Source organism: Streptomyces roseicoloratus (assembly GCF_004117935.1).
Classification (GTDB): Bacteria; Actinomycetota; Actinomycetes; order Streptomycetales; family Streptomycetaceae; genus Streptomyces; species Streptomyces roseicoloratus.
Map to the genome: position 1 here is coordinate 105,615 of NZ_SDOY01000142.1, position 17,793 is coordinate 123,407.

Here is a 17,793-nt window from a genome sequence, read left to right on the forward strand (position 1 = left end):
GGGGAGACAGGGAACGCTTGTCCCATTTGTCATGCACGTTTTCCAGCCAGGAGGCTCTTCGACGCCGGTCCCCCAGGTCACCGCCGACGAGCGCGGTGAGCAGATCCTCGCCGTCTTCGACATCCGGGTGCGTGACCATCGATACCGGCGAGAGGTTCCGTGATCGCTGGAACCGCCGCGAGGCGAGCCGGGGCCGCCGGGCCGCGAGGCGGGTCCGGTGGTGCGTACGAGGCGGCTCACAGCTCGGCCTTAGGGGCGCCTTACGTCCCGGCATGGCACACTTCCTGGTCGATGAACATGGCAGGAATCCAGCTGAGAGCCCTCCGGGCGGCGTTCTTCACGGCACTGGTCGTGACGCTGTCCGTGGCCTCGCACGTCCTGCTCTCCGGGGTCCCGCTGCCCCTGGCCACGGTCGCCCCGGTGGGGGCGGCCGTCTTCGCGGTGGCCTTCGCCCTGGCCGGCCGTGAGCGCGGCTTCGGCCCCATCGCCGGGCTCCTCGTCCCGCTCGAACTGGCCGCCGACACGCTCTTCACCAGTGGGCAGGCCGCTTGTTACGGGCCCGCCGGCGGCCCGGTCGCCGGTTCGCTGCGCGCGGTCGGGTTCGACGTGGACGCGCTGTGCGGCGGCGCCGTCGGCGCCCCGCTGCCCGGCGTGGCGGCGCCCGGGAGCGGCACGGCCGCGGCCCTGCTGAGCTCGCCCGATCCCGCCGTGCCGTGGCTGCTGCTCGCCGCCCACGTGGCCGTCGGGCTCGGCGCGGCCGCCTGGCTGCGCGGCGGCGAACGGGCCCTCGCCCGGCTGCTGCGGGCGGCCGTCGCCTTCGCCTTCCGGCCGCTGCTGCTGGCGGCCGCGTTCGTCCGCGCCGCCGGGGCACGCCCGCGGCGCGCCGGGCGCCCCGTGGACCGGCCGCGCCGGTCCCGTACCCGGCTCTTCGCACACTCCGTGGGACGGCGGGGGCCTCCGCGCGGTGCGCGCCCGGGGCGTACGGCTCCGGGTGGCGCGCCCGCGCCCGCCCTCGTCTGAGCGAACCGCTCGACGGGCGGCTCGTGACGGGCAGCACGCGCCCCTCCCTCGTTTTCCCTTCCTTTTTTCTTCTCCCCGTCACGGAGTGCAGGACCATGAGCAAGCGCAACAGCCAGGCCAACAAGGCGGCCGCCCGCGAGCGGCTGCGGATCGAACGCGAGCGGCAGGCCAAGAAGGAGAAGACCCGCCGCCAGGTGATCGTCGCGGCGTCGGCGCTCGGCATCCTCGCGGTCGCCGGCGGCATCGGCTACGGCGTCGTCCAGGCCAACAAACCCACCGCCTGGGAGACCGCCGCCGACGCGAAGAACGTCACCGCGCCGAAGAACACCGAGGGCACGAACGGCACCACCGTGGTCCTCGGCAAGCCGGAGGCCAAGCAGACGCTCGAGATCTACGAGGACTCCCGCTGCCCGGTGTGCGCGACCTTCGAGCAGGGCGTGGGCGCCACCGTCGAGAAGGACGTCGCCGACGGCAAGTACAAGCTCAAGTACGTGGGCGCGACCTTCATCGACAACGCCGACCAGGGCGAGGGCTCCAAGAACGCCCTGTCCGCTCTGGGCGCGGCGCTGGACGTGAGCCCGGAGGCCTTCCTGAAGTACAAGGCCGCGCTGTACTCGGCGGACTTCCACCCCGAGGAGAGCCAGGACAAGTTCGCCAAGGACTCCTACCTGCTGGAGGTGGCGGACTCCGTCCCGGCCCTCAAGGGCAACGCGGAGTTCCGGAAGAACGTCGAGAGCGGCACCTTCGACGCCTGGGCGATGAAGATGTCCCAGGCCTTCGACGACAGCGGCGTGCGCGGCACGCCGACGCTGAAGATGGACGGCAAGACGCTGACGGCCGAGGGCAGCGACAACCCGCCGCTGACGGTCGAGCAGTTCAACGCGGCGCTCGGCAAGGTCCTCAAGGGCTGACGCCCTCGCCCGCGAGGGCCTGCCTTCGCCCGCGCGCGCCTGCCCTTCCGTCGCGAGCGCGGCCGGGCTTCCGCAACGGGCCCCGAAGCCCCCGGAGTTCTCCGCTCCGGGGGCTTTCCCGTGTCCGGTCCCGCGCCCGGAGGCCGCTGCCGCGCCGGAGACGGGTGCCCGAGGAAGGAACGGGCCGGGAAGAACGGGCGAACATCTGCGCAGAAGTCTGCCAGTTTGCCCTACCAGTCGGTAATCTGACGGGCCGTGACCAGTCGTAACCTCATATCCGTCCCCAGCCGCCGCTCCGTGGTGAAGGCCGCCGCCGTGACGGCCGTCGCCGCGCCGGCGCTGGTGGCCGCCGCCTCGCCCGCACTCGCCGGAGCCGGGGCGCCCGCGTTCCTGCACGGAGTCGCCTCCGGTGACCCGCTGCCCGACGGCGTCCTCCTCTGGACGCGCGTCACCCCCACCCCCGACGCCCTGCCCGGCTCAGGCCGGGGCCCCGACGTCACGGTCGGCTGGGAGCTGGCCGAAGACCGTGACTTCACCCGCACGGTGACGAGCGGGACCGTCGTCGCCGGCGCCGCGTCCGACCACACCGTCAAGGTGGACGTCCGGGGCCTGCGGCCCGCCACGTCCTACTGGTTCCGCTTCACCGCGGGCGGGACCGCCTCCCCCGCCGGCCGCACCCGCACCGCGCCCGCCGCCGATGCGGCGGCGCCCGGAGTGCGCTTCGGCGTGGTGTCCTGCGCCAACTGGGAGGCCGGCTACTTCTCCGCGTACCGCCACCTGGCCGGCCGTACCGACCTGGACGCGGTCCTCCATCTCGGCGACTACATCTACGAGTACGCCAGCGGCTCCTACCCCGACGCCGAGTACACCGTCCGCAGGCACCAGCCTGAGCACGAGATCGTCTCGCTCGCCGACTACCGGCTGCGGCACGCCACCCACAAGACGGACCCCGACCTCCAGGCGCTGCACGCGGCGCACCCCGTCGTGGCGATCTGGGACGACCACGAGTTCGCCAACGACACCTGGTCGGGCGGGGCCGAGAACCACACGCCCGGGACCGAGGGCGCCTGGGCCGAGCGGATGGCGGCGGCCAAGCGCGCGTACTTCGAGTGGATGCCGGTGCGCGCCTCCACCGAGGGAACGGTCTACCGGCGGCTGCGTTTCGGCCGCCTGGCCGATCTGCATCTGCTCGACCTCCGCTCCTTCCGCTCGCAGCAGACGGGCGTGGGCAGCGGCAAGGTGGACGACCCGGAGCGTTCGATCACCGGGCGGGCGCAGCTGGACTGGCTGAAGTCCGGACTCGCGGCCTCGGACGCGACGTGGCAGCTGGTGGGCACCTCGGTGATGATCTCGCCGGTGGCCTTCGGCGCGCTGCCGGCCGAACTGCTCGGCCCGCTGGCCGAACTGCTCGGACTGCCGCAGGAGGGCCTGGCGATCAACGTCGACCAGTGGGACGGTTACACGGACGACCGCAAGGAACTCCTGAAGCACCTGACGGACCGGGGCATCCGCAACACGGTCTTCCTGACCGGCGACATCCACATGGCCTGGGCCAACGACGTGCCGGTGAAGGCCTCGACCTATCCGCTGTCGGCCTCGGCGGCCACGGAGTTCGTGGTGACCTCGGTGACCTCGGACAACCTGGACGACCTGCTCCACGTGGCGCCGGGCACGCTCTCGGTGGTGGCCGCGGGCGCGATCAAGGCCGCCAACCGCCATGTGAAGTGGGTGGACATGGACCACCACGGTTACGGCGTGCTCGACGTGACGGCCGAGCGTTCCCAGATGGACTACTACACGGTCTCCGACCGGGCGGACCGGGACGCGACGACCTCCTGGGCGCGTTCCTATCGGACCCTGACCGGAACCCAGCGGGTCGAGCGGGTGTACCAGCCGGTGCGCTGACGACACCCGCTGGACACAGCTACAACGATTTTCAGCCATGATCCCCCGTGTTAACGGGAGATCACGTCACTACGGCGGGTGGCGAGTTCGGAGCGTCGAATCCGGACACACCACCCGCCTTCGGCGTCTCTTCTGTTACGTCCACGTCTCAAACTCCGGAAGCGGCGCAAGTTTTTCTTCCCGATGCCCCGATTTGCCCAACGAATGATTGGGCTTGATCAATCCTCAACGACACATGACATGGACGCGTAATCTCCCCGGCGGTGGCGAGGAAGTGCCTCTCCCCCAACCCCCACGAGGAGTCACCCGTGCGTGCTCTTGCCCGTATATCGCCGCGTATGTCACGTCGTATGCTCGGCACCGCCGTCATGGCCGGAACCCTGGCCCTGGCCCCCCTGTCCGCCCCGGCGGCCGCCCCGGCGACCACCACCCTGGCCGGCGCCTCGGTCGAGGAGTGCGCGGACGGCACCGCCGCCCTGTCCGGCGCGCGCAAGGCCAAGGGCGACGCCCACAAGGCCGAGCCCAACGAGGTCACCGCCGCCCAGGCCAAGGCCATGGACGCGGACCTGAAGAAGAGAGTCGCGGAGGCCCGTCTGTCCGGCCGCGCCGACGCCTCGCGCGCCCTGGGCGCCACCACGGTCTCGATCCCGGTCTACTTCCACGTCATCCACAGCGGTTCGACGGGCAAGCTGAGCGCGACCGACATCAACAACCAGATGGCCGTCCTCAACGCCGCCTACAGCGGCCAGGGCACCGGCAACGTGAACACGGGCTTCCAGTTCACCCTGGCCGGAACCGACTACACGGACAACGCCGGCTGGTACAACCTGTCCTCCGGCTCCACCGCCGAGAAGCAGATGAAGCAGACCCTGCGCAAGGGCGGCGCCAACGCGCTGAACTTCTACACCGCCAACCTCAGCGGCGGCCTGCTCGGCTGGGCGACCTTCCCGTCCTCCTACAGGTCGAACCCGTCGATGGACGGTGTCGTCGTCCTCGACGCCTCGCTGCCCGGCGGTTCCGCGGCCAACTACAACCAGGGCGACACCGCCACCCACGAAGTCGGCCACTGGATGGGCCTGTACCACACCTTCCAGGGCGGCTGCAACGGCAACGGTGACTACGTCTCCGACACCCCGGCCGAGAAGAGCCCGGCCTACGAGTGCCCGACCGGCCGTGACTCCTGCGCGTCCAAGTCCGGTGTGGACCCGATCCACAACTTCATGGACTACACGTACGACGCCTGCATGTACCAGTTCACCGCCGGCCAGGTGGCCCGCATGAACGACCACTGGACCGCGTACCGCGGCTGACGCACCGTCCGGACACGGCGGCGTGGCCCCCGGGAGCAACCGTCCCCGGGGGCCACGCCCGTTCCCGCCGCCCCGCGCTCGTACGCCTCCCAGGCCGTCGGCCCTCCGGCGGCCGGCCTACAGGCTGTCGAGGAACGACAGCGCGACCGCCCAGGTCCGTTCCGCCGCCTCCGCGTCGTAGTCCGGCAGCTCCGGGTCGGTGTACAGGTGGCCGGCACCGCGGTAGCGGTGGACCTCCACGTCCGCGCCCACCTTGCGCATCCGCAGGTACCAGGCGGACAGCCAGTCGTCCGTCTCGAACGGGTCCGGCTCGGCCACGTGCAGCTGCACCGGCAGCTCGTCCACCGAGGCCGACTCGGCGATGTCCGAGGTCCCGTGGAACAGCAGCAGGGCGCGCGCCTTCTCGTCGCCGAGCGCCAGCGTCTGCGCCACCGAGGCGCCGAACGACAGGCCCATGTACACCAGGCCCCGCTCCGAGTAGGGCGCCGTCGCCAGGACCGCCCGCTTCAGCAGCTCGTCCTTGCCGATCCCGTCCCGGAGTTCCCTGCCCTCCTCCACGGTCTCCACCGTCCGGCCGTCGAAGAGGTCGGGCGTCCACACCTGGTGCCCGGCGGCGCGCAGGCGCTCGGCGGCGGCCTCGACGGAAGGGGTCAGTCCGTAGACGGAGTGGAAGAGCATGATGTCCATGCGCACCATCCTGCCACCCTGACCTGTGGCGCCCGGGCACATGCCGCACGGCCCACGGCCGACCGCGCCTCGGGACCACCGCGCGACCCCCGACCGACCGCGCCTCGACGCATGCCCACCCGCCACGACCGACCGCGCCTCGACGCATGCCGCACCCGCCACGGCCGACCGCGCGTCAGCGCATGCTGCGCACGTCCAGCGCGCGCAGCACGCGGTCCACCACCTCCGGGTCGGCACCCGGCTCACTGCGCGCCGAGAGCACCGCGTGGCGGGCCGCCGACAGCATCTCCTTCTGGATCCGGTGCGCCGATTTCAGCCGTTCCACGCGCTGCGCGAACGCCGCGCGCCGCTCCTCGTCCACCATGTCCGGGCTGATCCGGGCCCCGATGTCGAAGGCCCCGCGCTGCAGCCGCTCGGCCACCTCCTCCGGCAGCTCCTCCACCTCCTCGATCTCCTTCAGCCGCTTCCTGGCCGCCTTGGCCGCCCGGATCGCCAGTTCCCGTTCGAAGGCCCGCCCGGCGTCCGCGTCCGCCTGCACACCGAGCCGGCGCACCAGCCAGGGCAGCGACAGACCCTGCACCACCAGGGTCGCGAGGATCACACAGAAGGCGATGAAGACGAGCTCGTCGCGGCCGGGGAAGGGCGAACCGTCGTCCGTGCGGAGCGGGATGGCGAGCGCGAGCGCCACCGAGGCCACGCCGCGCATCCCCGCCCACCACATGACGACGGTCTCCCGCCAGCTCACCGGGATCTCCTCGGCGACGTCGCGGCGGTCGTGCAGCCGCTGCGCGAGCCAGGTGGCCGGAAGCAGCCACAGCAGCCGCACCCCGACCACCACGCCGACGACGACCAGGCCCCAGCCGAGCATCTGCGCACCGCGCCCCTCGGCCACCCCGAAGACGTGCACGAGCTCCAGACCGATCAGGCCGAAGGCGATGCCGGTGACCAGCGTGTCGACGATCTCCCAGAAGGTCTGGCCGGCCAGCCGTCCCATGACGTCGTCGGCGTCGAGCGCGTACTCGGCCAGGAAGAGCGCGGTGACGAGCACCGAGAGCACGCCCGAACCGTGCAGCTCCTCGGCCAGGACGTAGGAGACGAAGGGGACGAGGAGGGTGAGTCCGGTCTGCAGCGGGGCCTCGCCGAGGAAGCCCATCAGCTTGTTGGCGGCCCAGCCGAGGGCGAGCCCCACGGCGACCGCGACGACGGCCGACAGGACGAGCTCGCCCAGCGCCTCGGGCCACGAGAAGTGGCCCGTGACCACCGCGGTGATCGCCACGTGGTAGAGCACGATCGCGGTGACGTCGTTGAAGAGTCCCTCGCCCTCCAGGATCGACACGAGCCGCCGCGGCAGGCCGAGCGATCCGGCCACCGCGGTCGCCGCGACCGGGTCGGGCGGCGCGACCAGCGCGCCGAGCGCGAGCGCGGCGGCCAGCGGGATGCCGGGCACGAGGACGTCGGCGACGGCGCCGACGGCGGCCGTCGTGACGAACACCAGGGCCACCGCGAGCAGGAAGATCGGCCGCCGGTTGGCCGCGAACTGGCGCCAGGAGGTGCGCTGCACCGACGCGTAGAGCAGCGGCGGCAGGACGAGCGGCAGGATGAACTCGGGTGGGATGTCGACGTTCGGCACGAAGGGCAGGAAGGCCAGCACGATCCCGACGAGGGTCATCAGGACGGGTGCCGGCAGCCCGAGCCGGTCTCCCAGGGGGACCGTGAGCACGGCGCCGAGCAGCAGCAGGAACAGCAGGGCGAGCTGGTCCACGGCGTCCCCTTCGGTCGCAGGGCGGGTCGCTGATCACCATGCCACCCCGCCGGACCGACCGGACGCACCACCCGCCGCCGGGGTGTCCCCGGCCTCCGCCCCGCGGCGCCTCCGCCCCGCGGCGCATGCCCTGAGCGCCTCCGCCCTACGGCACCCGGGACCCTACAGCGCCCGCCGCATCGCCCGGTGCGGCATGCCCGCGTCCGGGAACTCGGGGCCGTACGCCACGTAGCCGAGCCGCTCGTAGAAGCCGAGGGCGTGGGTCTGCGCGTGGAGGTCGACGGCGGTCAGCCCGCGCTCCCGGGCGGCCTCCTCGATGCCCCGCACCAGCGCCGCGCCGACCCCGAGGCCACGGGCGGCCTGGGTCACGGCGAGCCGCCCGAGCGAGCCCACCGACGCGTCGGCGCCGGTCTTGCCCACCGCGTCCGCGCCGAGCAGCAGCCGGCCGGTACCGAGCGGCTCACCGTCCGCGCGGACCGCGAGCAGGTGCACGGCCGTCTCGTCGTACCTGTCGTACTCGAGCTCCTGCGGCACGCCCTGCTCGACGACGAAGACCTCGCGGCGGACCGAGAAGCACGCCTCGCGGTCGGTGCCGTCCACGGCCTCCCGGACGTCGTACGGCGCGGTCACCGGCTCTCCGAGGCGATCCGGTCGAGGGCGGTCTGCAGGTCCGCCGGATAGGTGCTCGCGAACTCGACCCACTGCCCGTCGCCGGGGTGCTCGAAGCCGAGGCGGACGGCGTGCAGCCACTGGCGGGTCAGGCCGAGGCGCTTGGCCATGGTCGGGTCGGCGCCGTACGTGAGGTCGCCGACGCACGGGTGGCGGTGGGCGGACATGTGCACCCGGATCTGGTGGGTGCGGCCCGTCTCCAGCTTGATGTCGAGCAGCGAGGCCGCGCGATAGGCCTCGATCAGGTCGTAGTGGGTCACGGAGGCCTTGCCGTCGGCGGTCACGGCCCACTTGTAGTCGTGGTTCGGGTGCCGGCCGATCGGCGCGTCGATGGTGCCGCTCAGCGGGTCCGGGTGGCCCTGCACCAGGGCGTGGTAGCGCTTGTCGACCACGCGCTCCTTGAACTGGCGCTTCAGCGACGTGTACGCGTACTCCGACTTCGCCACCACCATCAGACCGGAGGTGCCGACGTCGAGGCGGTGCACGATGCCCTGGCGCTCGGCGGCGCCGGACGTGGAGATCCGGTAGCCGGCGGCGGCCAGGCCCCCGATCACGGTGGTGCCGGTCCAGCCGGGGCTGGGGTGGGCGGCCACGCCGACCGGCTTCATGATCACGACGATGTCGTCGTCGTCGTGGACGATCTCCATGCCCTCCACGGGCTCGGCCACGACCTGCACCGGGGCGGGCGCGCCGGGCATCTCGACCTCGAGCCACGCGCCGCCGCTGACCCGCTCGGACTTGCCGACGACGGCACCGTCGACCTGGACCTTGCCTGCGGCGGCCAGCTCGGCCGCCTTCGTACGGGAGAATCCGAACATGCGGGCGATGGCGGCGTCGACGCGCTCGCCCTCCAGGCCGTCGGGAACGGGCAGCGTGCGGATCTCGGGACTCGTGCTCACCCGTACGAGTATGCCTTGTGCGGCGGACCGCCCGGTCCCCTCGCCCGGTCCTCGCGGATCCGCCCGGCCGTCCGGTCCCCGCGGCTCGCCCGGCCGCCGCGCCTCGCCGGTCCCGGCCGCCCGCTCAGTCCTTGTGGACGGTGCCGTCCGGGTCCAGGCCCCGGAACGACAGCAGGACGATCAGGATGCCGCCGCACACGATCGCCGAGTCGGCCAGGTTGAACACGGCGAAGTGCGCCGGCGCGATGAAGTCCACGACCGCGCCCTCGAAGACGCCGGGCGAGCGGAAGATCCGGTCGGTCAGGTTTCCCAGGGCGCCGCCGAGCAGCAGGCCGAGCGCGATGGCCCAGGGCAGGCTGTACAGCTTGCGGGCCAGCCGGATGATCACCACGATGACCACGGCCGCGATGCAGGTGAAGATGATCGTGAAGGCCTCGCCCATGCCGAAGGCGGCACCGGGGTTGCGGACGGCCTCGAAGCGCAGCAGGTCACCGATCACGTTGATCGGCTGGCGCCCCTCCAGCTTCGCCACGACCAGCATCTTGCTGCCGAGGTCGAGGAGGTAGGCGAGCAGGGCCACCACGAGCAGCGCGGCGATCTTCCGCTTCCCCTTCGGCTGCGGCCGCTCCTCGGGAGCGGCCGCCTCGTCGGCTCCTGATGAATCCGGCGTACCGATGACGCTCTCCGCCTCTGCCACGTGAGTCCCTCAACCTAGGTGCCTGATGTGCACCGAGGGTACGTCACACACCTCCGGCGGCGTCAGCCCCGGCGTTCCTGCTTCTGCTTGTCCTCCACGCACAGGGTGGCCCGCGGGAAGGCCTGCATCCTGGCCTTGCCGATGGGCTTCCCGCACACCTCGCACAAACCGTACGTGCCCGCGTCGAGCCGCTCCAGGGCGTGCTCGGTCTGCTCCAGCATCTCGCGGGCGTTGGCCGCCAGGGCGAGCTCGTGCTCCCGCGTGATGTTCTTGGTTCCCGTGTCGGCCTGGTCGTCGCCCGCGCCGTCGCCGGAGTCCCGCATCAGCCCGGTCAGCTCCTCCCGCGAGTGCGCCAGCTCGCTGCGCAGCCGCAGCACCTCCGACTGGAGCTCGCTGCGGGCCTCGTCGACCTCGTCCGGGGTCCAGGGGTCCTCCCCGGGCCGTACGGCGAGCTCGCCGGTGCGGGCCGGGGGCACCGCGGCCTCGCTCCCGGCCGTCGTGACGCCCACCGCGGTCTTCTTCGCTGCCACCGTCCTGGCTCCTGTCTTCCGGTTCTTCGGTGCGGCCTCACCGGCCTGGGTCACCGTCTCGGAGGGCGCCGCCGGCTTCCCGGCGGCCTTCGCCTTCTTCGCTGCCGTCTTCTTCGCCGCCGTCTTCCTGGCGGCCGTCTGCTTCTCCGCCGTCTTCTCGGCGGCTGTCTGCTCGGCGGCCGTCCGCTTCTCCGCCGTCCTCCTGGCGGTCGCCGTCTTCTCGGCGGTCGCCTTGTTCGCCGTCGCCTTGTTCGCCGTCGCCTTCTTCCCTGGCTTCTTCTCCGCTGTCGCCTTCCCGGCGGCGGTCTTCTTCGCGGTCTTCTTCGCGGTCGTCGTGGCGGGGGCCGCCGCGGTGAGGGCCGCGGTGTCCGCCGGGTCGGCTCCGGGTGGAGGGGCCGTCCTCCCGGACGCCTTCCTGGCGGGCGTCGCGGACTTCTTCGCGGGCGCGGACTTCTTCGCGGCCGGCGCCTTCGCGGCCGCGGTCATCGTGGCCGTCGTCTTCCTCGCGGCGGTCTTCTTCGCCACCATGTCGCGGCCCCTTCACATTTTGTGATCTTGCTCGCGAATCGTGCTGGGACGATAAATCGGCCCAAGGCCCGCGGCAACGGGGCACGCCGCCCGTTCCGCCCGCCCCGGCGCCCTGCGGGGCGAGTCTGCCTCGGTTGTGCCCAGCTCCCCGGCGGGTTATCCGCGCCGCCCTCCCCCACTTGGCCGCAGCCGAAGTCCGCGCCGGGCCGTGTGGCCATTCGGGTCACCGGGAAAGCGGTCGGCCGAGCCGGCCGGAGGCCCGTACACTGGCCTGAGCGAAAGGCTTGGATGGGGACGAGTAGCGTCGTACGCAGCCATGAGCGACCCGGGGACGGTGCGAGCCCGGGGGCGAGCCCGATGTGAAGCATCACCCCGGAGCTGCCGGAAGAAAGCCTCGGCCGTCGATCGGCCGCGGTGAGTAGAACCGGCGTCGCGACCCCAATGAGGGGGCTCAGGGCATCCGTGCCCGGGGCCAAGGAGGGTGGTACCGCGGGAGCAGTGCTCTCGTCCCTCCGGACGGAACGAGGCACATCCGCCGGAGGAAGATCGATGTCTTCGCAGTACCGCCAGGTACCCGCCCAGGTAGACCTGCCCGCGCTCGAGCACGCCGTGCTCGACTTCTGGCGCGAGAACAAGGTCTTCGCCAAGACCCTGGAACAGTCCGAGGGACGCCCGGAGTGGGTGTTCTACGAGGGCCCGCCGACCGCCAACGGCATGCCGGGCGCCCACCACATCGAGGCCCGCGTCTTCAAGGACGTCTTCCCCCGCTTCCGGACCATGCGCGGCTACCACGTCGCCCGCAAGGCCGGCTGGGACTGCCACGGCCTGCCCGTGGAGCTCGCCGTCGAGAAGGAGCTCGGCTTCTCCGGCAAGAAGGACATCGAGGCGTACGGCATCGCCGAGTTCAACGCCAAGTGCCGCGAGTCCGTGACCCGCCACACCGACGCCTTCGCCGAGCTGACCACGCGCATGGGCTACTGGGTCGACCTCGACGACGCCTACCGCACCATGGACCCCTCGTACATCGAGTCGGTCTGGTGGTCGCTCAAGCAGATCTTCGACAAGGACCTGCTGGTCCAGGACCACCGCGTCGCCCCGTGGTGCCCGCGCTGCGGCACCGGCCTGTCCGACCACGAGCTCGCTCAGGGCTACGAGACGGTCGTCGACCCGTCCGTCTACGTCCGCTTCCCGCTGACCTCGGGCCCGCTGGCCGGCAAGGCCGCGCTCCTGGTCTGGACGACCACGCCGTGGACCCTGGTGTCCAACACCGCGGTCGCCGCCCACCCCGAGGTGACGTACGTGGTCGCCACGGACGGCGACGAGAAGCTGGTCGTCGCCGAGCCGCTCCTGGAGAAGGCGCTCGGCGAGGGCTGGGTGACCACCGGCGAGTCCTTCACCGGCAAGGACATGGAGCGGTGGACGTACCAGCGCCCCTTCGAGCTGGTCGAGTTCCCGGACACCGCCCACTACGTGGTCAACGCCGAGTACGTGACCACCGAGGACGGCACGGGTCTGGTCCACCAGTCCCCCGCCTTCGGTGAGGACGACCTCAAGGTCTGCCGCGCCTACGGCCTGCCGGTCGTGAACCCGGTCCGCCCCGACGGCACCTTCGAGGAGGACGTGCCGCTGGTCGGCGGCGTCTTCTTCAAGAAGGCCGACGAGGCGCTGACCGCCGACCTGGACGCCCGCGGGCTGCTCTTCCGGCACATCCCGTACGAGCACAGCTACCCGCACTGCTGGCGCTGCCACACCGCGCTGCTGTACTACGCGCAGCCGTCCTGGTACATCCGCACCACCGCGGTCAAGGACCGTCTGCTCGAAGAGAACGAGAACACCAACTGGTTCCCGGACTCGGTCAAGCACGGCCGCTTCGGCGACTGGCTGAACAACAACATCGACTGGGCGCTCTCCCGCAACCGCTACTGGGGCACGCCGCTGCCGATCTGGCGCTGCGAGGACGACCACCTGACGTGCGTGGGCTCGCGCGCCGAGCTGTCGGAGCTCACGGGCACGGACCAGTCGGACCTCGACCCGCACCGCCCGTACATCGACGACGTCACCTTCTCCTGCCCCGCCGAGGGCTGCGGCAGGACCGCGACGCGCGTGCCGGAGGTCATCGACGCCTGGTACGACTCGGGCTCGATGCCGTTCGCGCAGTACGGCTACCCGTACCGGAACAAGGAGCTGTTCGAGAGCCGCTACCCGGCGCAGTTCATCTCCGAGGCGATCGACCAGACCCGCGGCTGGTTCTACACGCTGATGGCCGTCGGCACCCTGGTCTTCGACAAGTCCTCGTACGAGAACGTGGTCTGCCTGGGCCACATCCTCGCCGAGGACGGCCGGAAGATGTCCAAGCACCTCGGCAACATCCTCCAGCCGATCCCGCTGATGGACCAGCACGGCGCCGACGCGGTCCGCTGGTTCATGGCGGCCGGCGGCTCGCCGTGGGCGGCGCGCCGGGTGGGCCACGGCACCATCCAGGAGGTCGTCCGCAAGACCCTCCTCACGTACTGGAACACGGTCGCCTTCCAGGCGCTGTACGCCCGTACGTCGGGCTGGGCGCCGAGCGCGGCGGACCCGGCCCCGGCCGACCGCTCCGTCCTCGACCGCTGGCTGCTGTCCGAGCTGAACACGCTGGTGGCCGAGGCCACCGAGGCGATGGAGGCGTACGACACCCAGCGCACCGGCAAGCTCCTGTCGGCCTTCGTGGACGACCTGTCCAACTGGTACGTGCGCCGCTCGCGCCGCCGGTTCTGGCAGGGCGACAAGGGCGCGCTGCGCACCCTGCACGAGGTCGTGGAGACGGTCACGCGCCTCATGGCCCCGCTGACCCCCTTCATCACGGAGCGGGTCTGGCAGGACCTGGTGGTCCCCGTCACCCCCGACGCCCCCGAGTCGGTCCACCTGGCGACGTGGCCCGAGCCGGACGCCGCCCTGGTCGACCGGACCCTCTCGGAGCAGATGCTGCTGGTCCGCCGCCTGGTGGAGCTGGGCCGCGCCACGCGCGCGGAGTCGGGCGTGAAGACCCGCCAGCCGCTCTCGCGGGCGCTGGTGGCGGCCGCGGGCTTCGCGGACCTGTCCGCGGACCTTCAGGCGCAGATCACCGAGGAGCTCAACGTCTCCTCCCTCGCCTCCCTGTCGGAGGTGGGCGGCAGCCTGGTCGACACCACGGCGAAGGCGAACTTCCGGGCGCTCGGCAAGCGCTTCGGCAAGGGCGTCCAGGACGTGGCGAAGGCGGTCGCGGCGGCCGACGCCGCGGCGCTGGCGCTCGCGCTGCGCGACGGTGAGGCGACGCTGGAGGTCAACGGTGAGCAGATCACCGTGACCCCGGAGGAGATCATCATCACCGAGACGCCGCGGGAAGGCTGGTCGGTGGCCTCGGACTCGGGCGCCACGGTCGCCCTGGACCTGGAGATCACGCCGGAGCTGCGGCGGGCGGGTCTGGCCCGGGACGCGATCCGGCTGATCCAGGAGGCGCGCAAGAACAGCGGGCTGGACGTCGCGGACCGGATCGCGCTGCGGTGGACCTCGGCGTCGGCGGAGACGGTCGAGGCGCTGACGGCGCACGCTTCGCTGATCGCGGACGAGGTCCTGGCGACGGACTACGCGGAGGGTGAGGCCGACGGCACGTACGGGACGGCCTTCGAGGACGAGGCGCTGGCGCTGACCTTCCGGCTGCGCAAGGCGTAGCCGCCGCTCCTGCCCCGAGAGGCCCGGCCGGTTCTCCGGCCGGGCCTTTCCCGTGCCCGTCCGCGTGGTTCTCTCGGGCCGGTCATCCGCCGGTCGCGCGGGGTACGCCGAAGGGCCGGGCCCTGGGGAAACAGGGTCCGGCCCTTCGGGACTGCCGACGACGGCTACGCGCTCAACACGCGTTGATCCGCCGGCCTCAGTTGTCGTCCTCGTCGATCAGGAAGCCGCGCATCGGCGCCGGGGCCTGCTGCATCGGCTGCGGGGCCTGGGGGCGCACCGGAGCCATCGGCTGGGTCATCGCCGGGGACATCTGCTGCTGGCCGCCGTAGGACGGGGCGCCGCCCATCGGGCTGTTGCCGCCGTAGGACGGGGCGCTCGCGCCGGCCGGGGCCATCGACGGGGACGGCGGGAGCGACGCGGTCGCCGGGGTGCGCGGCGGGGCCAGCGAGTCGTCGGCCTGGGTCTCCAGCTGACGCAGCTGGGACTCGAGGTACGACTTCAGGCGGGTCCGGTACTCACGCTCGAAGCCCCGCAGGTCCTCGACCTTGCGCTCGAGGGTGGCGCGGGCGGACTCCAGGGAGCCCATCGCGACGCGGTGCTTCTCCTGGGCGTCCCGCTCCAGGGCGTCGGCCTTGGCGCGGGCGTCCCGCTCCAGGCCCTCGGCGCGCGAGCGCGCCTCGCCGACGATCTTGTTGGCCTCGGAACGGGCCTCCGCGATCGCCTGGTCGGCGGTCTGCTGGGCCAGCGACAGGACGCGCGCGGCGCTGTCGCCGCCGGGGCCCTGCGGAGCCGGCTGCATCTGCTGCTGCGGGTGACCCATGGGGCCGCCCTGCATCGGGCCGGGACCCATCGGGCCGCCCTGCATCGGGCCGGGGCCCATGGGGCCGCCCTGCATGGGGCCGCCCTGCATCGGGCCGGCGGGAAGCGCGGGGGCACCGGACGGCAGCTGCGGCGGGCCCTGCATGGGGCCCTGCTGCTGGGCGGGCGGTCCGGATATGGCGGCGGGCACGGGAGCGCCGGGACCGACGGGACGATCCTGCGGCTCCGGCGGCTTGCGCATGCCCTGCTGCTGGTTCTGCGCGGCGGCACGGGTCGCGGCGGCCAGCTTGGCGCGCAGGTCCTCGTTCTCGCGGAGCAGTCGGGTCAGTTCGGCTTCGACCTCGTCGAGGAAGGCATCAACCTCGTCCTCGTCATAGCCTTCTCGAAGGCGGACGGTCGTGAACTGCTTGTTCCGCACGTCCTCGGGGGTCAGCGCCATCTCTTCTTCACCTCTACGTAGTCGTCGGCAGTCGGCAAGACCGTATCGTCCACAGATTCCCTCATCCTCACCTCGCGAAGCTGCTCACGACGGAGATCAGGATGTAGACGATGATCATCAGAACGAAGAAGGACAGGTCGAGTGCCACGCCCCCGAGACGCAACGGCGGGATGAGCCGCCGCAGAAGCTTGAGCGGTGGATCGGTCACAGTGTAGGTGGCCTCCAGGACCACCACCATCGCCTTCCCGGGTTGCCATGACCGGGCGAACTGGAAGACGTAGTCCATGACCAACCGGAGGATCAGCAGGACGAGGAAGCACATCAGGACGATGTAGACCACCTGCAGTGCGACGCCCATCCCGCGGTTCCCTCTCCCCTGGTTCTCGTGCTCTCACTTGTCCGGCCGCTCCCGGCGGCCGGGCCGTACTCGGTCTCGTTCTCTCTAGCTCTGGTTGAAGAATCCGCCCTCTGCGATGCGGGCCTTGTCCTCCGCCGTGACATCGACGTTAGCAGGCGACAACAGGAACACCTTCTGCGTCACGCGCTCAATGCTGCCATGGAGCCCGAACACGAGTCCGGCGGCAAAGTCGACAAGTCGCTTCGCGTCGGTGTCGTCCATCTCCGTGAGATTCATGATCACCGGGGTGCCCTCACGGAAGTGTTCCCCGATGGTACGGGCCTCGTTGTAGGTCCGCGGGTGCAGCGTGGTGATGCGGTACGGCTCCCGCTCGGACACGACCTTGGGCATGATCACCGGTGCGTTCTTCTCCAGGCTCGGACGTTCGGGTGTGATGGATGCCACGGGGGCAATTCGGGCAGGACGTCCGCTTTCCGCGTGTACCGGTACAGACTGAGCCACCGGCTCGCGCGGCGCCGGCGGCGTGACCACCCTCACCGGCTCCTCGCGCTCCACCTGCCGCGGAGGCTGGTGGTGGCGCCGGTCACGCTCGGGCTCGGGCTCCAGCTCGGGTTCGAAGTCGTCGTCGGGATCGAATCCCCGGCCGTCGTAGCCATCGTCCTCCACGAGGCCGAGGTAGACCGCCATCTTGCGCATCGCGCCGGCCATTCTCTGCATCCTCCGCTCTGTGGTGGATCGCCCTTACCGAATGTCGCAGTGTCACCAAGTGCCCGCGATCCACGGGTCCGTCCGCCTTCTCGGCGGAATGACCATATTTTCTGCTGTGGTCCGACTTGCTTCGCGACGTTACCCGAGCTTCGGGCGGACGCCGAGTACCGCCGTACCGATGCGCACGTGTGTCGCCCCGGCCGCCACGGCCTCCTCGAGGTCCGCACTCATGCCTGCTGACACCATGTTCGCAGTTGGACGAGTCGCGCGCAGGACAGTCGACAAATCCATGAGCCGCTCGAAGGCGGCCCGTTGCCGGCCCGCGTAGGGACCGGCGAGCGGCGCGACGGTCATCAGGCCGTCGAGCCGCAGCCCCGGCGCGGCGTCCACCGCGGCCGCCAACTCCTCGATCCCGTCGGGAGCCACTCCGCCCCGCTCGCCCCGGTGGCCGGACCCGGCGTCGAGGGCGACCTGGATCAGACAGCCGAGCTCCCGCCCGCCCTTCTCCGCGGCGGCGGAAAGAGAGGTGACGAGCCGCAAGCGGTCGACGGACTGCACCACATCGGCATAACCCACCACGGAACGGACCTTGTTGGTCTGCAACTGGCCCACGAAGTGCCAGGTCAGATCGAGGTCCGCGCAGGCGGCGGCCTTGGGTGCCGCGTCCTGGTCCCGGTTCTCGGCGACGTGCCGCACCCCGAGCTCGTGCAGCAGCCTGACGTCGCTCGCGGGGTGGGTCTTGGTGACCACGATCAGGGTCACGTCCTCGCGCTTCCGCCCGGCGGCGGCGCACGCGGCGGCGATGCGCTCCTCCACCCGGGCGAGGTTTGCGGCGAGTTCCGACTTGCGGTCCGTCATATC

16 protein-coding genes are annotated in these 17,793 nt (G+C 71.6%); 6 read left to right on the forward strand and 10 right to left on the reverse strand.

Translation table 11 applies throughout. The features are described from left to right. Nucleotides 1-291 precede the first annotated feature (291 nt). The 4 genes from ESG85_RS22985 (at nt 292) to ESG85_RS23000 (ending at nt 5,146) form a co-directional block, all read left to right on the forward strand. Entirely contained in the window at nt 292-1,020 is a 729-nt protein-coding gene (locus ESG85_RS22985) for a hypothetical protein (protein WP_128982230.1), read from the forward strand. A 95-nt stretch (nt 1,021-1,115) separates the two neighbouring features. After that, the gene (locus ESG85_RS22990) at nt 1,116-1,931 is read left to right on the forward strand and encodes a thioredoxin domain-containing protein (RefSeq protein ID WP_128982232.1); all 816 of its coding nucleotides are present in this window, start codon (nt 1,116-1,118) and stop codon (nt 1,929-1,931) included. A 255-nt stretch (nt 1,932-2,186) separates the two neighbouring features. Next, on the forward strand, nt 2,187-3,836 hold the full coding sequence (locus ESG85_RS22995; RefSeq protein WP_128982234.1) for an alkaline phosphatase D family protein: 1,650 nt from the start codon (nt 2,187-2,189) through the stop codon (nt 3,834-3,836). Between the two features lie 338 nt (nt 3,837-4,174). Further along, nucleotides 4,175-5,146 (forward strand): zinc metalloprotease, encoded by a 972-nt coding sequence (locus ESG85_RS23000; RefSeq protein WP_246095227.1) that lies wholly within the window; start codon nt 4,175-4,177, stop codon nt 5,144-5,146. Nucleotides 5,147-5,263: 117 nt separating this feature from the next. Here ESG85_RS23000 and ESG85_RS23005 read toward each other — a convergent pair whose 3' ends face one another. The 6 genes from ESG85_RS23005 to ESG85_RS36775 all read right to left on the reverse strand — a co-directional run bounded on the left by ESG85_RS23005 (nt 5,264) and on the right by ESG85_RS36775 (nt 10,390). After that, nucleotides 5,264-5,833 (reverse strand): dienelactone hydrolase family protein, encoded by a 570-nt coding sequence (locus tag ESG85_RS23005; protein WP_128982236.1) that lies wholly within the window; start codon nt 5,831-5,833, stop codon nt 5,264-5,266. Nucleotides 5,834-6,008: 175 nt separating this feature from the next. Next, nucleotides 6,009-7,595, reverse strand: a complete 1,587-nt coding sequence (locus ESG85_RS23010; protein WP_128982238.1) for a Na+/H+ antiporter — start codon at nt 7,593-7,595, stop codon at nt 6,009-6,011. A gap of 162 nt (nt 7,596-7,757) precedes the next feature. Beyond that, nucleotides 7,758-8,225, reverse strand: coding sequence for a GNAT family N-acetyltransferase (locus ESG85_RS23015; protein WP_128982240.1), 468 nt, complete (start codon nt 8,223-8,225; stop codon nt 7,758-7,760). Continuing rightward, nucleotides 8,222-9,163: an RluA family pseudouridine synthase gene (locus ESG85_RS23020; RefSeq protein ID WP_128982242.1), complete on the reverse strand. Its 942-nt coding sequence runs from the start codon at nt 9,161-9,163 to the stop codon at nt 8,222-8,224. Before ESG85_RS23020 ends, ESG85_RS23015 begins: the two co-directional genes overlap by 4 nt. A gap of 124 nt (nt 9,164-9,287) precedes the next feature. Further along, nucleotides 9,288-9,860, reverse strand: coding sequence for a signal peptidase II (lspA, locus tag ESG85_RS23025; RefSeq protein ID WP_128982244.1), 573 nt, complete (start codon nt 9,858-9,860; stop codon nt 9,288-9,290). A gap of 62 nt (nt 9,861-9,922) precedes the next feature. Beyond that, the gene (locus ESG85_RS36775) at nt 9,923-10,390 is read right to left on the reverse strand and encodes a TraR/DksA family transcriptional regulator (protein ID WP_309549490.1); all 468 of its coding nucleotides are present in this window, start codon (nt 10,388-10,390) and stop codon (nt 9,923-9,925) included. On the opposite strand from ESG85_RS36775, the gene ESG85_RS36780 reads away from it, so the two are divergent. Together ESG85_RS36780 and ileS are read left to right on the forward strand one after the other, a co-directional pair. Beyond that, nucleotides 10,359-10,943, forward strand: coding sequence for a hypothetical protein (locus tag ESG85_RS36780; protein WP_342781374.1), 585 nt, complete (start codon nt 10,359-10,361; stop codon nt 10,941-10,943). The two genes, ESG85_RS36775 and ESG85_RS36780, sit on opposite strands and share 32 nt — an antisense overlap. Nucleotides 10,944-11,467: 524 nt before the next feature. Continuing rightward, nucleotides 11,468-14,608 (forward strand): isoleucine--tRNA ligase, encoded by a 3,141-nt coding sequence (ileS, locus tag ESG85_RS23035; RefSeq protein WP_128982248.1) that lies wholly within the window; start codon nt 11,468-11,470, stop codon nt 14,606-14,608. 196 nt (nt 14,609-14,804) lie between these two features. On the opposite strand, the gene ESG85_RS23040 is transcribed toward ileS, so the two are convergent. The 4 genes from ESG85_RS23040 to ESG85_RS23055 form a co-directional block, all read right to left on the reverse strand. Then, entirely contained in the window at nt 14,805-15,866 is a 1,062-nt protein-coding gene (locus ESG85_RS23040; RefSeq protein ID WP_128982250.1) for a DivIVA domain-containing protein, read from the reverse strand. 67 nt (nt 15,867-15,933) lie between these two features. Further along, on the reverse strand, nt 15,934-16,224 hold the full coding sequence (locus tag ESG85_RS23045) for a YggT family protein (protein WP_128982252.1): 291 nt from the start codon (nt 16,222-16,224) through the stop codon (nt 15,934-15,936). Nucleotides 16,225-16,308: 84 nt separating this feature from the next. Further along, nucleotides 16,309-16,932 carry a cell division protein SepF gene (locus ESG85_RS23050; RefSeq protein WP_128982254.1) on the reverse strand — a complete coding sequence of 208 codons (624 nt, stop codon included), beginning with the start codon at nt 16,930-16,932 and terminating at the stop codon, nt 16,309-16,311. A 138-nt stretch (nt 16,933-17,070) separates the two neighbouring features. Continuing rightward, complete coding sequence (locus ESG85_RS23055) at nt 17,071-17,790, reverse strand: YggS family pyridoxal phosphate-dependent enzyme (RefSeq protein ID WP_128982256.1); 720 nt, start codon at nt 17,788-17,790, stop codon at nt 17,071-17,073. Between the last annotated feature and the right edge of the window lie 3 nt (nt 17,791-17,793).

Coding starts and splice junctions, on each gene's coding strand:
- ESG85_RS23000 (WP_246095227.1), top strand. CDS start 4,175: ATGTCACGTCGTATGCTCGGCACCGCCGTCATGGCCGGAACCCTGGCC.
- ESG85_RS22985 (WP_128982230.1), top strand. CDS start 292: ATGAACATGGCAGGAATCCAGCTGAGAGCCCTCCGGGCGGCGTTCTTC.
- ileS (WP_128982248.1), top strand. CDS start 11,468: ATGTCTTCGCAGTACCGCCAGGTACCCGCCCAGGTAGACCTGCCCGCG.
- ESG85_RS22990 (WP_128982232.1), top strand. CDS start 1,116: ATGAGCAAGCGCAACAGCCAGGCCAACAAGGCGGCCGCCCGCGAGCGG.
- ESG85_RS23055 (WP_128982256.1), bottom strand. CDS start 17,790: ATGACGGACCGCAAGTCGGAACTCGCCGCAAACCTCGCCCGGGTGGAG.
- ESG85_RS23050 (WP_128982254.1), bottom strand. CDS start 16,932: ATGGCCGGCGCGATGCGCAAGATGGCGGTCTACCTCGGCCTCGTGGAG.
- ESG85_RS23045 (WP_128982252.1), bottom strand. CDS start 16,224: ATGGGCGTCGCACTGCAGGTGGTCTACATCGTCCTGATGTGCTTCCTC.
- ESG85_RS23005 (WP_128982236.1), bottom strand. CDS start 5,833: ATGGACATCATGCTCTTCCACTCCGTCTACGGACTGACCCCTTCCGTC.
- ESG85_RS23040 (WP_128982250.1), bottom strand. CDS start 15,866: ATGGCGCTGACCCCCGAGGACGTGCGGAACAAGCAGTTCACGACCGTC.